This window comes from Ruegeria sp. H3, from assembly GCF_056533095.1.
Genome location: NZ_JBQFOD010000026.1, coordinates 1 through 14,420, shown reverse-complemented (window position 1 = coordinate 14,420; position 14,420 = coordinate 1). Strand labels below are relative to the sequence as shown.

Annotated in this window: 10 protein-coding genes; 6 read left to right on the top strand and 4 right to left on the bottom strand. The window is 54.0% G+C overall.

The features are described 5' to 3' along the window. Positions 1-71: 71 nt before the first annotated feature. The 4 genes from ACR0JE_RS19260 to ACR0JE_RS19245 form a co-directional block, all read right to left on the bottom strand. Positions 72-314, bottom strand: coding sequence for a hypothetical protein (locus ACR0JE_RS19260; protein ID WP_480865306.1), 243 nt, complete (start codon positions 312-314; stop codon positions 72-74). Positions 315-446: 132 nt separating this feature from the next. Then, positions 447-3,962 (bottom strand): efflux RND transporter permease subunit, encoded by a 3,516-nt coding sequence (locus tag ACR0JE_RS19255; protein WP_480865305.1) that lies wholly within the window; start codon positions 3,960-3,962, stop codon positions 447-449. Next, positions 3,959-5,557 carry an efflux RND transporter periplasmic adaptor subunit gene (locus tag ACR0JE_RS19250; protein ID WP_480865304.1) on the bottom strand — a complete coding sequence of 533 codons (1,599 nt, stop codon included), beginning with the start codon at positions 5,555-5,557 and terminating at the stop codon, positions 3,959-3,961. The genes ACR0JE_RS19255 and ACR0JE_RS19250 overlap by 4 nt, the downstream gene beginning before the upstream one ends. 513 nt (positions 5,558-6,070) lie before the next feature. Further along, the gene (locus ACR0JE_RS19245) at positions 6,071-6,706 is read right to left on the bottom strand and encodes a potassium channel family protein (RefSeq protein WP_480865303.1); all 636 of its coding nucleotides are present in this window, start codon (positions 6,704-6,706) and stop codon (positions 6,071-6,073) included. Between the two features lie 552 nt (positions 6,707-7,258). Between ACR0JE_RS19245 and ACR0JE_RS19240 the strand changes: the two genes are divergently transcribed. The 6 genes from ACR0JE_RS19240 to ACR0JE_RS19215 all read left to right on the top strand — a co-directional run bounded on the left by ACR0JE_RS19240 (position 7,259) and on the right by ACR0JE_RS19215 (position 14,134). Continuing rightward, on the top strand, positions 7,259-8,743 hold the full coding sequence (locus ACR0JE_RS19240) for a tetratricopeptide repeat protein (protein ID WP_480865302.1): 1,485 nt from the start codon (positions 7,259-7,261) through the stop codon (positions 8,741-8,743). Between the two features lie 264 nt (positions 8,744-9,007). Next, positions 9,008-9,982: an alpha/beta fold hydrolase gene (locus ACR0JE_RS19235; RefSeq protein ID WP_480865301.1), complete on the top strand. Its 975-nt coding sequence runs from the start codon at positions 9,008-9,010 to the stop codon at positions 9,980-9,982. Between the two features lie 221 nt (positions 9,983-10,203). Next, a complete protein-coding gene (locus ACR0JE_RS19230; protein WP_480865299.1) occupies positions 10,204-10,833 on the top strand; it encodes a paraquat-inducible protein A in 630 nt (209 codons plus the stop codon). Next, on the top strand, positions 10,830-11,441 hold the full coding sequence (locus tag ACR0JE_RS19225) for a paraquat-inducible protein A (RefSeq protein WP_480865298.1): 612 nt from the start codon (positions 10,830-10,832) through the stop codon (positions 11,439-11,441). The genes ACR0JE_RS19230 and ACR0JE_RS19225 overlap by 4 nt, the downstream gene beginning before the upstream one ends. Then, positions 11,438-13,528 (top strand): PqiB family protein, encoded by a 2,091-nt coding sequence (locus ACR0JE_RS19220; protein WP_480865297.1) that lies wholly within the window; start codon positions 11,438-11,440, stop codon positions 13,526-13,528. The genes ACR0JE_RS19225 and ACR0JE_RS19220 overlap by 4 nt, the downstream gene beginning before the upstream one ends. A gap of 3 nt (positions 13,529-13,531) precedes the next feature. Further along, a complete protein-coding gene (locus ACR0JE_RS19215; RefSeq protein WP_480865296.1) occupies positions 13,532-14,134 on the top strand; it encodes a PqiC family protein in 603 nt (200 codons plus the stop codon). Positions 14,135-14,420 lie beyond the last annotated feature (286 nt).

Sequence of the window (14,420 nt, the reverse complement as noted above, 5' to 3'; positions counted from 1 at the left end):
AATAGATTACTCATGTTATACCCCTGAAACTCAGGGGTTTGAATCACGCAGCCGAGATGACGGCAACCAAATTAATGGGTCCAGAACCTAAAGACACGTCCCTTGTGCTGCTGAACTTTCGGTTCGATGACTTCATTGAAGAGGTGCTTAATATTCGCGAATGTCTGCGGTTCATTGGCTTCCATAAGGCTGCTGAAACCGACCACGTCCGCCGCCAGAATTGCGGCTAGACGACGTTCTTCATCCGGAACCAGAGTCTTCCGAGCGGTTCTTTCAAACGGGTGATTGTGCGCCTCTCCGTGTTCAGACGACATGATCGTTTCTCCTTGACCCGCACTCCGCCGGTGGCTCCGAAATCGCCATCTCAGCGCAGGCAATTAGTCTTCACGTTTTTCCTGCACGCCTACTGTTCCACTGGGTGCAGCCAAGCCGCTCTCCCCTTATTTTTATGATGCAACCGCTGGTTCATCCGGAAGGCCGGCATCCGAAAGGACTGTTTCCGGATCTACCATCTGATAGCGGAAGTTTTCCACGAACAGCGCAATTAGTGCCGGCAAAACCAGAAGTGTAATTGCGCTTCCGACCACCAGGCCAGCCGCAAAAGCCGTGGCAAGACCCATGAACAACGGCCCGCCACCAAACATCAATGACATCAGCCCTGCAACGGTTGTTGCGGTTGTCATAAAGATCGGCATCATGCGGGCTTCGCCGGCTTCAACCAGGCACGCGCGGAACGCATCACGCGTGAGGCCGCAATAGGATCGTTCCCCTGGCGGTGCCAGTTCTTCACCGGATTTCAGCTTCTCCAGGATCAGTTGTTCGACGAAATCGATCATCAAAATCGCAGCATTCAGAACGGTCCCAAACAGCGCCAGGAACCCCAGAGTTTCCATGAACCCAAGTGGAACACCACGAACCCAGAGGCCCATCATTGCACCAATGATCGACAGCGGCACTGTGAGTATGATCAGCAACGGCTTGACGGCCGAATTGTACTGAAGCAACAGGCAAAAGACGACCAGAACGATGCCGACACCCAAGGCGACAGAGTTGGCGCGCTCACCACGATTGGCTTCCTCTTCAATCCCGCCATCCACAATTCGGTATCCCGATGGTAAGTCCGCAGCAATCGCATCAATCTCAGGCTTAACTTTGGCCAGAATGTCACGTGCGAGAAGGCCGGGTTCCGGTCTGGCCAGGATGCGCAGAACTCTTTCACGCTGATAACGTGTAATCTGTGTCGGTACACGGCTGAGGTTGAATTCAGCGACCGAATTCAGCGGCACCTTGCCAGCAAAGCCCTCAACATAAGCGCTGCGCAAGTCGTTCAGTTCGCGCCGCTGATCCTCTGGCAGGCGCAACATAACGGGTAGCTGTTTGTCTCCCTCTCGAAAGTCCGTCAGATAAGCGCCGCTGTAATAAGCATTCAGGGTGTTTGCGACACTTTCATTTGTCACACCTGCCATATTGGCCCGGTCAAGGTTCAGATCGACGTCAAACTGCAAGCCATGTGCGCCCCAGCTATCATGTACGTCCCAAACCAACCCGCTGTCGAGCAATATGGCCTTCAGCTTTTCTCCGTAGTGGCCAAGCACTTTCTGATTAGCCTGTCGAGGCCCGGTAAGCCTGTACTCAATGGGTGAGGATACGGGCGTGCCCATGACAAGCTGCTTGGGAACAATCCTTGCACCGACGATCGGCGGAACATAGGCAGGTTCGCCCGGAGAACCGATACCACTCCACGCTGCGCGGCGGATATCTTTTAGGTAGGTACTGACCTGATCACGGTTGCGCGCGTTTACCAGCAATGTGGCGTAATGCGGAGCAGTCGGTCCGGGGTTCAAACCAACGTAAAATCGCGGCCCGCCTGTTCCCACATAAGTGACCATATTGCTGAGCCGGTTTTGCGGCTCGCCCTTGTCATTCGTCAGCGGCACCCATTCGCCGTCTTGCCAGGTGGTAGCGTTCAGTCGCTTTACCAGTTCCTCAACGCGTTGCGCCGTCGCGTCGGTTCGAAAGATCGGTGACGTCTCAGGCAACCAGATATCCACGACAAACTGACTGCGATCCGAAAACGGAAAAAACGATGGTTTGACCGGTAGCATTAGTGCTGCTGCCAGTAGTGAAAACGCCACAACTATCGTTGGAATCCGTCCTACAATCGCGACCTGGCTGATCCGGGCAAACAGGCTTTTCCCCTTTGCCGGCACAGGCTGAGTTGCGTTGCGACCGGCTTTGGACGTCATGCCCAGCTTTCGACGGATCCAGTCGAAAAGCGCCAGAATGGGCAGTCGGCCATCAGTTGGCGCCAGAATGTAGTAGTTTAGTATCGGCGTCATGGTCATCGCGCAAAGCCAGCTGATCAACAAAGTCAGCGTAACAACCACCGGCAGGCTGAAGATGTACTCACCCAGATCGCCCGGTAGAACAAAGGCCATCGGGATAAACACCCCAATTGTAGTCAACGACGACCACAGCAACGAACCACCGACTTGATTGCAGCCATCGATAACGGCCTGTTTCCTTGGCTTGCCTTCATTGAGCGCCCGTGTGGTGTTTTCGCAGGTCACGATTGTGTTGTCGACGAGCAGACCCAATGCGACAATCAATGCCGCCAGTGACATCTGCTCAATCTGAATGTCGAAGGGACGCATCAATGCCAATGCGCTCAGCATAATCAAGGGGATCGACGCAGCGGTCACAATAGCCACGCGCCACCCGGCAAGCATGCCCAAAATCAACAACACAAGCCCAACCGCCTGAACCAGGTTGCTGACGACGTCGTCAATCTTGCTCTGTACAAAAAACGGTGGGTTCGAGACCTTTTCAATCAGAATGTCAGGCGGCAGAAACGAGCTGTTCGCCGTGGCCAACAGCCGATCAACCTCGTCACCCAGCCAGGTGATGTTCTGGCCCGGTTTCATGGTGAACGACAATACGATGGCGTCGGAGGACACTGCGTTGTCGCCGAAACGAACAAGCGTTTCAGGTGGGTCTGCGTATCCACGTTTTATATTGATCCTGAGATCCTGAAGGTGGACGGGCACTTCGTAGGCGGCTGGTTGACCGCCATCGCCTTCGCCCGCCTGCAAATCGCGCTGGAATTCAGACAATGTCCGGCGTTCTGGTGACTCCGAGCCCGCCGCCACGCGGCCGACAACAACTTCGCCAATCTCGCGTGTCGCATCCAGATCGCTTGATATCCGGGTGTGAATCCGATCACTGGCCGTATTGAAAACGCCAGCAGGGGCGACGACGTTTCGCTGTCGCAGCAACTCCTGCAACTCGGTTGATGTGAGCGCAAGCTGGCTCCAGACACCAGCGTCCGCCTCAAGGTAAATTACCTCACGTTGCGCGCCGTAAATATCAAGACGTGCGACATAGGCCGGCTCGGTCGTGATGGGCACAAGCTTGCCTTCCGCATCGGCTTCGGTAGGCCGGAGATCCATCAGACTGTCGCGCAGTTTTTTGGCAAAAGCTTCCATTTCGCTTGGCGAATATTGCCGCGTATCCAACGTGTCCGGATCCTGATAAATCGCGAGGATCAGTGCCGCGGTATTCCCAAAATTGTCATCGACGGCCGGTGGCGTACTGCCCTGGGGCAACGATGGGGCGAGCAGACTCATCTCTGCGCGCAACTTGGTCCAGACTTCTTGAATGTCAGCGGCTTCATCAACACCGGAAACCTGAACAACAGAGCGGCCGACAGAGCTCCATGATTGTACGCGACGAACTTGTTTGATGTTTGCAGCGGCAATTTCAACCTTGTCGGTAATCAACTCTTCGACTTGTTGGGCGGTTGCTCCTGGCCAATCAGTGATGACAAGAGCTTCACGAACCGTAAATTCGGGGTCCTCACGTCTTGGCGCATCCAGGAAAACGGAAAGCCCCCAAAAGAAAAGAACCAATGCAAAGCCAAATATGACGGGCTTGTGTTCAAGTGCAAACTTGGGAAGATTCATTGCAGGTCCTCCTGCTCAAACGCGGCATTCACACGATCGCCGTCACGAAGGAAATGGGCTCCTTCAGTGATCAGCCTTTGCCCCTTATGCAGGGCACCTTCTTGATCCGCAGATACCGCTTGCGTCGCTCCGAAGGCGGGTCCAAGTTCGACAGTCACTTTCGTGGCCTGTTCTTCTCCGTTAGATTGCTCTTCGACGACAAAAACATGATGTGAGTTGCCGCTTTTCACGACCGCTTGCGCGGGAACGTAATAGCCTGCTGGCATACGCCCTTGCCTCAGATCCACGCGAACTAACTGCCCCGGTCGCAATTGCCAGCGTTTTCGTGAGAATAACACGGTGTCGCCATCCTGGACCGTGGCAGGCAACTGACCGGTCAACAGGTCAAGGGCAGGATCAAGCTGTCCTAGATCAGCCAACTCACGATAGGTGAACACCTGCAAGAACCGCATCTGGCGATCACCCGGGTTCAGTCGTACCTTCTGCACCTTGAAAACGGGGTCGTATGGTCTGTCCAGATCGGGGATCGACAACTCTTGTACTTTCCAAACGAAATAGCCTTCGTCGTCCTGATGCAGGGCCTCCTGGTTGATGAAAAAGGGTCCGGTGCCATCACCTGACTCGGACTCGAGGTTCCAAAGCGCGTCGATGGTTGCGTAGCCACCGTCTGCAAGTTCACCTGTCGGCTTAGTTTCAATACGGCGATTGCGCACAAGCAAAGTCACCATGAACGTGCGCGTGGACGCATCGGCGACAGTGTCTTTGTTCCAGACCCACCCCTGAATCGGTTCATCACTGCCGTCAACATAGACATTGACAAGATCGTTGAAATTCACCTCTCGGTCCACATCAGGCGATACTGCGACCTGAATTTTCATCGGATCCATCATTTGTACAGTGACCACAGGCTGCCCACGTTCCACATAGCCACCTGGAATGACGTGCACCTTGGATATCTGCCCGTTGAAGGGCGAGTAGAGCTTTGTGTCGTCAAGATCGAGGTTTGCCTGACGGAGCGCTTCCTTCGCTTGCTGCACATTGGCCTGAATGGCTGCAAGCTGAGCCGTTTTTTCAGCCCTTAGGGATTTCAGCTGTGCAAGTCGGGCATCCGCCGCTTCGAGTTCAGCTTGCGCAACCTCCAGATTCTTGCGAGTGCCGCTGCCGCGCTTTAACAACTCATCCTGACGCTCGAACTCTTCTTTTGCCCGAGTGTACTCAGCCTGCACTTCGCGCACCTGGCTGGGAATGGTCTGCTCAATATCAGTACGCACCACCTCGGCTTCGGCCAGAACCCCGGCAACCTTGGCCTCAGCCTCACTTACGCGCGCCAGGTAACGATCGTTTTCGATCGACGCCATGACGGTTCCGGATTCAACGACGACGCCATTTTCACCAAAAAGGCGACCTTGGATATTTGTTCCAGGCTCGCGCATAGAGGAAACTCGTCCGCCGACCTGGAACCCAACCAGTTCTTTTTTCCAGGACTCTACTGATCCGGCAACAAGGGTGGCTAAACTCGGATCGCTGCGCTTGAGACTAACGTAGGATACGGGTCTCGCCGGTGCCTCTTCGGCTTCCGTTTCTTCTTCGGGCAAACAACCCGCAACACAGCAGGCAACGAAAATGACAAGCAACAGCCGGATGGCCGCTTGTTTGTTGGGCTTCATGACTATTCTCCGTCTTTTCCGCGCGCTGCTGGCCGACCGTGCAAAGCGATTGTCGGGACTACGGCGCTGTAAATCCAAGGTCGCGGTTCGCCTCGAATTGATTTCGAAACTGTGGCGACAACCTATCTGAGACGGCAGATCCCCAGCAGTAAGTCACAGTGAGTCACATGGTTCTGCGCCCCCCCTGAGCCAGAAAGCCCGACTAATCCAAGACTGGCTCGCGCGGTTCAGACAGATCGAAAGTGGTACGTTTGAATCTCGGAAAGTTGCCCAAATCCGAAATCTGGAAAGATTGCAAAACACACACAATCGTTCATCGGAGGATGAAACGTCTAAGCCTCTGACAGGCGAATACTCCGAGAGCAAGCCAATATGCGACAGGATCAGATTGGCTACGAAAGTTAAGTGGGTTTATGATCCAGAACACCCCGCCCGGGCGGATCACTCCGCCTCGCTTTGATACATGCTTACAAGGCGGGCTATCAAAATCGCTAGATACAAGGATCCACTCATCGCTTCGACGGCAGCCCACGAGCGTGCGGTAAGTGACACCGGGGCTATATCACCGTAACCCAGTGTCGTGAGCGTTGCGAAACTGAAATAAAGGATCGCACTCCATGGTTCTTCGATACCATCAGGGGTAAGATGCAGAGAGCCAGGGCTGCTGGTTTCGAGCAAATCAAATATGAGCGCCCAGATAATGCCCAACAGGATATACGCAGCAATTGCCGCTGCCAAAACCTCAACAGTCACCCGGCGCGCAGTCAACGTGTAACAAAGCACACTGTAAACTGTGATGATGCAAAGCCCCAACAGAACAGCGTTGGCCTGAAACTGCAGGCCAAAAATCCATGTCAGACATAACCAGGCGCATGCCAGCATAAGGGCGATTGAGTGTAGCCGTTGCGACGCGATCACAAATCCGATGACTATGATCGAAAACAGGATGCCGAGTTCGTTCTGACCTCGAGCAGTCTCGCCAAATAGAGGAGCTGCAAGCAGCATAATAACCAGTCCGCATAGCAACAGACTGAATCTCCTGCTTGCAACGGATTGCGGCAACACAAGTCCTGTCATCAAAGTCCTACCCTCTGTTGGTTCATCGGTAATCTGTTGCTCGGGCACACGCGCGATTGCTGGCCCGCGTCAAGCTCTGGCTACGGTTTTTGTTTGAGAAATCTGCGCGGGTGCCAATAGCGTGCCAGACACTTTGTCTTTGTGTGAGTGAGTCACGGTGAGTTTTGGCGATGCAACCTGCGCCGATTTCCCTGACATCGGGGGCGCTGATACTACATGGTCGTTGAAATTGGACGGCGTTGAAAACGCCGGCTTTTCACGGTGAACCGTCAACAAAAAAGGTTTTTAAGGCCAGATATTTGGGTGTTCTCCCTATGGAATTCTTACGTTCTTGCCCAATCCAAATGATGCGAAAGCAAAGCGGATGAGCCTGCTCGGCGCGGATGGTGTAAAATGGATCGAATCGAATAGGGAAACTGCGCGATGGACAATAGTCACATTGACACGTTTTCGGGGTTACCGAAAGCGGAGATAGAGGAGGTGTTGAGCCGCATCTTGTCCAGTAATCAGTTCGTGCGGTCGAAACGTCTGAGCAGGTTTCTGTCTTATATTGTGACCGAAGCACTGGCCGGACGTCAAAAAGAATTGGGCGGTTACTCGATCGGATTGGATGTTTTCGACCGACAGGACGACTTTGATCCGTCTGTGGACACCATCGTCCGGGTGGAGGCCCGCCGGCTACGGCTGGCGTTGCAGACTTACTATCTGGAAGACGGAGCCAATGACACGATACGGATTTCGATGCCGACCGGCAGCTATATGCCCGTGTTCGAAACGCACGACAAGGCGGACCATTCGCTGCCTGCGTCAAAGACCATAGCTGAAAACGTCAGGCGCGGTCCGGTTATCGCGATACTGCCACTGGACAATTTTTCGCAGGATTCATCCGAAGCATTCTTTGCCAATGGCCTGACAGAGCAACTCATCGCGTCGCTTGCCCGATTTCGTGAGCTTTCAGTGATTTCCCGACATTCCGTGTCGCGCTTTCGAGGCGAGAATTTCGATCTGCAGGCCATGCGCGACGAGTTGGGCATAGATTATTTTTTTGAAGGCAGTATTCGGAAATCCGAAAATAACCTGCGTGTTACGGCCCAGCTCATCAATGCTGCCGAGGATAGTCACCTTTGGGCAGAAACATTCGAACAGGCGTTTACCGCTACGGACCTGTTTGATATTCAGGACAATATCGCGGAAACGATGGCCGCAAGAATAGCTGATCGTTATGGTTCGGTCGGTCGTGTGGGCAGCGTGGGGATTTCATCCCGAACGAGTTCGCTGGACGCCTATTCAGCTGTTTTGAAGTTTTATGACAACTACGCGCGCCACCAGACAGACAGACATGCCGACGCCCGAGACGCACTGGAAAAAGCGATAGCAGTTGATCCGAGTTATGCCGATGCTTGGGCAGCATTGGCCGGAATACAGCTTGATGAGTATCGGTTTGGCTACAATACTATCGACGCGGAGAAATCCGCGCTCGAACGCGCAACTGATTCAGCGGTGCATGCATTGAGTCTGGACCCGGAAAGCACCATGGGCCATCAGTTTTTAGCATGCGCCCATTTTCACGCGGGTGATAGGGTGGCTTTCCGTGTCACCGCAGAACGGGCGCTCAAGTTGAACCCAGGCCATGCTGATGCGCTCGCCGATTTGGGAACGTGTTACTGGCTGATCGGCGAAAAAGACTTGGGTGAGACTTTGGTGGCTCGGGCAATGGAGTTAAGCCCAACACATCCCGGCTGGTACCACGCTGTCCCTATGAGCAAGGCACTGTTGGAAGGGGATCTGGATACCGCCCTGCGCGAAGCCGTGCTTTTGTTCAGTCCCGGCTTCCACTGGTCCTATGTGTTTAGGGCGTCGATACTCGCTCGACTCGGACGTGTGCGGGACGCGCAAGATGACTTGGAGGAACTGGAAAACCTCTATCCCGGTTTTGGGGATCACTTCGCAGTCGACATCAAAAAATGGCACTGCTCTGACGAGTTGATCGACGCCATTGCTGCAGGATTGGTGTTGGCAGGTTTAAAAATGCGCTGAACGCTGAATCTTAGCGGGCTTCGAAACCCTCAGCGTCTGACATTGATCTGTATTTTCAAGATCGGTCCTCGACGAGTTCGTTCAAAATCCAGACTTAACTTCCAAGCGGCTTCGCGACCATGTTCGCACCGTGGTGTGTACGCGTGAGTCACGGTGACTAACTGACCTGAGATAAATTCGAACGTTAGGTGTCTTCTCGACCTTACGAACCGGTTGTCGCCGTCGTGCACCGCGCCGCGTTCGACACATAGCGAGACATCGACCTTGAAAAAAACGCTGAAGATATTCGTTTATGCTATCGCAGCCACCGTCGTGGTCCTGGGCGGCGTATCTGCCTGGGTGTCGGCCAAGGTCGTGCCCGGCCTGCCGAGGGAAGCGTTGTCGCAATACGCGTACGAAACCTTAACGCTAAAAGGTTCAATGCAGGTGAACTATCGGACGTTGGGCAATCCTGACGGACCCGAACTTTTGTTCATTCACAGCGCAGGTGGCTCGGTCGATGACTGGAATCCCTGGTTGCTTGATCTGCAAGACGACTACCGGATCAATCTAGTCGATCTACCAGGGCACGGGCTGACGGACCCCTTGGTCGGCGAATACTATAGCCCGACCCGATTTGCGACGTTTATTGGTGATATCGTCGAGGAATTGGATCTAAAAAACTACACCCTGATCGGCCATGGTATCGGTGGCGACAGTGCGGTGCGCTACACCTTAGCTGATCCAAACGGTCCAGTGGCATTGATACTCATCGCATCAGGCGGATACCGGCAGCCAAACCACCTTATTCCTCAAGGGGAAAAAGAGCTTGCCTGGTGGGCCGAACTTGGATTTGCACAGGCAATCTTGCCACTGATGCAAAGCCGTGCGGCCGTTCAAGATGGGCTGGACCATTACTTTTATGACAAGTCGGCCATGTCAGAGGCACTTATCGACAGGGTCTACAATCTGTTGCGCTATGAAAAGAACCGGGGTGCAATGACCCAGCTGCGGGCGCACTCCATGCACGCATATGTAAATGTAAGCGGTCTTGAAAAGTTGAAACTTCCGGCGTTGATCCTCTGGGGTGAAAAAGATCCTGTTGCGCTGGTCGAGTTTGCTTACCGTTTCGAGAAGGAATTACCCAGCGCCACACTGAAGGTTTACCCTGATGTCGGACACATGGTGCACATGGAGAACACCGAACAAAGCGTCAGTGACGTAAAGGACTTTCTGGAAAGCGTATATGTCAAAAAATGACGGGCCCGCCCTTCAGCAAACCGGTTGATTTGGTCCAGGTCAACGATCTCATCTCAACCGATGCCCTGGCCCGCTGGCCGAAGAAACACCGGAAATCACTTCCCTGACCTGTCGAACAGAAACGACGGGTTTGGAGATGGTTGCCGAACCAACAGACCACAGATCGAACGGAAACTCGTCGCGTTACCGCCTAAGGCCGCTCAGCTTTGCCGGAGAAAACAATGACTAAATCGCTTTATGACCTGAACAACATCATCTCGTGCCCCAGCTGTGACTTGTTGCACGAGATGGAAGACCTACAACCCGGTCAAAAAGCGAAATGCGTTCGGTGCCATTCAACCCTGATTGCCCCAAAAGCAGAGACAATGGATCGTACAATCGCGCTGTCGCTTGCCTCGGTTCTGTTGATGATCGGAGCATTGAGCTTTCCGTTTCTGGGCATGTCCAAGGCCGGGCTCGAACGTGAAGCCTCAATCATCGACATCATTCTTGCGTTCTCGCAGGGGTGGTACCTGTTGTTGGGGTTGTTTGTATTGTTGTTTGTTGTTGCGTTGCCAATGTTGCGGACCGCCCTGCTGGTCTACACGATGTGGCCGTTGCGGAATGGCAAACCACCTTTGCCCCACGCCAAACTCGCGTTCACAATCGCTGAATCGATTGCGCCCTGGGCGATGACCGAGATCTTCATAATTGGTACCGCCGTTGCCCTGATCAAGATCGGTGGCCTGGCAAAAGTCGCGTTTGGAATATCATTCTGGTTATTCTGTTTTCTGGTGTTGGTCATAGCACTGAAGAATGCATCAGTCTGTCGCTGGACCATCTGGCAATCCTTCCGGAGGGCGGCGCAATGATGAGTGCATGCGATGCCGGGCTGGTCGGTTGTCATAAATGTGGAACCGTTCACAAACCACAACTTTCCGACTGTCGAACCTGCGGAGCCAAATTGCGTTCGCGCAAACCAAACAGCCTGCAAAACACCTGGGCGTGGCTCATGACTGGCCTCGTGTTTTACGTCCCGGCCAACACTTTTCCGCTTTTGACAAACCGGGTTTTTGGAAGCGACGACGGTCATACAATCATCGAGGGGATCATCCTCTTTTTTGAAAAGGGCGACTATCTGGTTGCGATTGTCATTATGATCGCCAGCCTGCTTATTCCCATGTCCAAATTTCTGATCATCGCGTTCCTGGTGCTCAGTATTCAGTTTCGGTGGGACCTCAGCCTGCATGCCAGGCTCATCCTCTATGAGCTGGTCGAGTTCATTGGCCGCTGGTCGATGATTGATGTCTTTGTCGTGGCTCTGCTGGCCGCGCTGATCCGGCTCGGCACCGTTATCTCAATTCTACCCGGTCCGGGGTCCATCTGTTTCGCGCTGTCGGTAATCTTCACGATGCTGTCGGCGCAATGTATCGACACCAAGCTGATCTGGGACGAGTCATCAAAGGAATCCGCCCAATGAGCGATAACAAGCCGTCCAGAATGCAAATTCAGAACCCGCGCCGCAAAGGAGTGCGCAGCCTGTCACTGGTGTGGCTTGTGCCGGTCGTCGCATTGCTGGCCTCGTTAGGTCTGGCCGTGCAAAGCTATTTGGAAAGCGACGTACCAATCGTGATCGAATTTCCGGATGCAAGTGGGATTGAGGCGGGAAAAACGCACCTCAGGTTTCGTAACGTCGTGGTGGGCTCGGTCAGCTCAGTCGAGTTTGCACCGGACCTCAACCATGTCGAAGTCACGGTCAATGTTCGAAGAGATATGGTTAGCTATCTGGATGAAGGTGCCAAATTCTGGCTGGTACAAGCCGAGGTTACAGCCCAGGGCATTTCCGGTCTCGATACGTTGCTTTCCGGTGCGTATATCAATGCCGATTGGGACGCAGACCCCGGCGACCCGCAAAATCGCTTCACAGCGGAATCCAAAGCTCCGATCGTCGCGCCTGGAACTGAAGGGCTGGAAGTGGTTCTGACCTCGACAGACTCCGGTTCTGTCTCAGTCGGAGCGCCGATCCTCTACAAAGGTGTAGAGGTTGGCGAGGTCGAAGACGTGTCACTCAGCGAAAGCGGGGGATTGATCGAGATCACCGCATTTGTTGAAGCTCCGCATAACGAGCTGATCAATACGGGCACCCGCTTTTGGAATGCATCCGGAATTGGGGTCGAGATCGACGATGAAGGCCTGAAAGTCAACGTAGAAAGCCTATCTGCTCTGTTACGGGGTGGCGTTGCATTTGACACGTTCACCTCCGGGGGCGAGATCGTCCGCGAAAAAAGTCAGTTTGACCTTTTTCCAGATCAAGTTGCTGCGAAGGACAGCCGCTTTGACGATGACCTCCGGGCGACCGTCACAGTTGCATCGTCGTTTGAGGGGTCTCTGAAAGGTCTGAAAGAGGGGGCCGTCGTAGACTACAGGGGCCTCAAGGTCGGAGAAGTGAAAGAGCTGTCAGTCTACGCGCCGGGTGATGCCGCTCTGGACGTCGAGTCGGAACTGCTGGTCACTTATACGATCCAACCTAATCGACTGGGCATTACAGGCGTAACCAATCCTGATGAAGTTCTCGAGTTTCTGGCCGAGGATATTCGTACCAATGGATTAAGAGCGCGACTGAAACCAAACTCGCTGCTGTCGGGCGGGCTGCATGTCGAACTGTTCGAGGACCCATCTCTGCCCGCCGCCAGCTTACAAAGAACAGGGTATCCGGTTCCATTGCTTCCCGCTGTGCCAACGCCTCCGGATACATTGCGCATTGCGGCCGAGGGCGTCTTGGATCGGGTTGCCAAATTGCCCGTTGAGGAACTTTTGGACCGCACGATCAGGCTAATCGCAGATTTGGATGCCATTGTTGCCGACCAAAATACGAAAGAGATCCCCGGCTCGGTGAATATGCTTCTGGGCAACGTGAATACAGTTGTCGCATCCGACGCAACTCAGCAATTGCCGGAGCAATTGAACAGCGTACTCTCAAGCATTGATGCAATGCTGAGCGAATTTGAACAGCGCGATGGCGTGAAACTGCTGGCCGACTCTCTGGGCAATCTGCGCACGACTACGGCGAACCTGTCCACTGCCAGCGACAAAGTGCCTGATCTGGTTGCAGAGATCGATGCCGTTGTCGCAAAGATCGATGCACTACCAATCGAAACGACGATCGAAACCACAAACAACCTCTTGGCGTCGGCTGAAAGCTTCATCAGTAGCGACGCGATGGAGAATGTGCCAGGTGCGCTCTCTGGTGCTTTGGAGCAGGTTCGCGACACCCTTGAGGACCTCCGCGAGGGTGGCGCTACAGAGAACCTGAACAAAGCGCTCGCCTCGGCCGGGAGCGCGGCAGACGAATTAGCCAAAGCGGCGGCGAGCTTGCCCGAGCTGGCTCAAAGACTGGAAAGCCTGGCAGATACGGCAGAAGCTACAATCGGTGCCTACGGTCCGTCGTCGCCCGTAAATCGCGAGGTGCAGGCCGCAATCGGCGATATCCGGCGGACAGTCCAATCCCTGAACACACTAGTGCAGGCCCTGCGCCGAAACCCCAATTCCCTGATTGTTGGAAGGTAAGTGATGCTGAACATTTATACGAAAGCGATCCCAGCCGCGATCTGCTTGTTTCTGGCGGGATGCGGAGACAATTCCGAACGGTATCTGCTGCCGGACTTCAGTGTCGAGCAGCGTTTGGGTACGGCGGCGCGCACTGTAGAAGTCGGCAAGCTCGAATTGCCTGCCTACGTGCAGGACACCGAGATTAATCTGCAGGACGCCGAAGGTGTTTTGCGGCCATTGTCAAACGGCTTTTGGGCAGAAGATCCGGATCGCGCCATGACCGAGCTGCTTGCCGTCGGTCTGGATCAATCGCTGTCTGCGGATGTCGCAGCCGAACCGTTGCCATTTTCGGGGCTTGCAGACGTTCGTTTGGATGTCAAAGTTCGCAGATTTGTCGGCGTGCCCGGTGAGAGTCTGCAATTTTCCGGCCAGTATTTTCTGACGGCCCCTCAGGGCGGTACGCTACAACGTATCAAACGGTTCGACATCTCTGTGCCAATAGCGTCGGAATCCGTTCAAGACTATGCAGTGGCCCAATCTCAGGCCCTCAAGACCCTGACCGCCGATATTGCGCGTTCATTGTCTGGTGTAAGAAAAAGTCAGATCTTGGCTGCAACTCCCTGATTTCAATACCTGCAATATCACACTTAGTAGCCTGAAAAATCGCTTCGGTTTTGTTGGATAGTTTTTGGGCAAGGTGGACTGTTTCAACCATTGCATCGGCTATTTCCCCGACTAGTTGGGAAACTGAATCGGCGAGTGTCTGGGCGCGAAGCACCCTTTGCGGATCATGTTAAACACCTGACGAGCGTTCATCAATCTAGGCTCCAGACTCATTGATTTACAGCCAGAACAGTACGGTAGCTGCTAGAGCGATGGCCGAAAGGAATACCTTTGGGCATCTGTCATA

What these genes read in the sequence shown, in the direction of transcription:
- ACR0JE_RS19260 (WP_480865306.1), bottom strand. Translation starts at nt 314, where the DNA reads ATGTCGTCTGAACACGGAGAGGCGCACAATCACCCGTTTGAAAGAACC.
- ACR0JE_RS19255 (WP_480865305.1), bottom strand. Translation starts at nt 3,962, where the DNA reads ATGAATCTTCCCAAGTTTGCACTTGAACACAAGCCCGTCATATTTGGC.
- ACR0JE_RS19245 (WP_480865303.1), bottom strand. Translation starts at nt 6,706, where the DNA reads ATGACAGGACTTGTGTTGCCGCAATCCGTTGCAAGCAGGAGATTCAGT.
- ACR0JE_RS19230 (WP_480865299.1), top strand. Translation starts at nt 10,204, where the DNA reads ATGACTAAATCGCTTTATGACCTGAACAACATCATCTCGTGCCCCAGC.
- ACR0JE_RS19225 (WP_480865298.1), top strand. Translation starts at nt 10,830, where the DNA reads ATGATGAGTGCATGCGATGCCGGGCTGGTCGGTTGTCATAAATGTGGA.
- ACR0JE_RS19220 (WP_480865297.1), top strand. Translation starts at nt 11,438, where the DNA reads ATGAGCGATAACAAGCCGTCCAGAATGCAAATTCAGAACCCGCGCCGC.
- ACR0JE_RS19215 (WP_480865296.1), top strand. Translation starts at nt 13,532, where the DNA reads ATGCTGAACATTTATACGAAAGCGATCCCAGCCGCGATCTGCTTGTTT.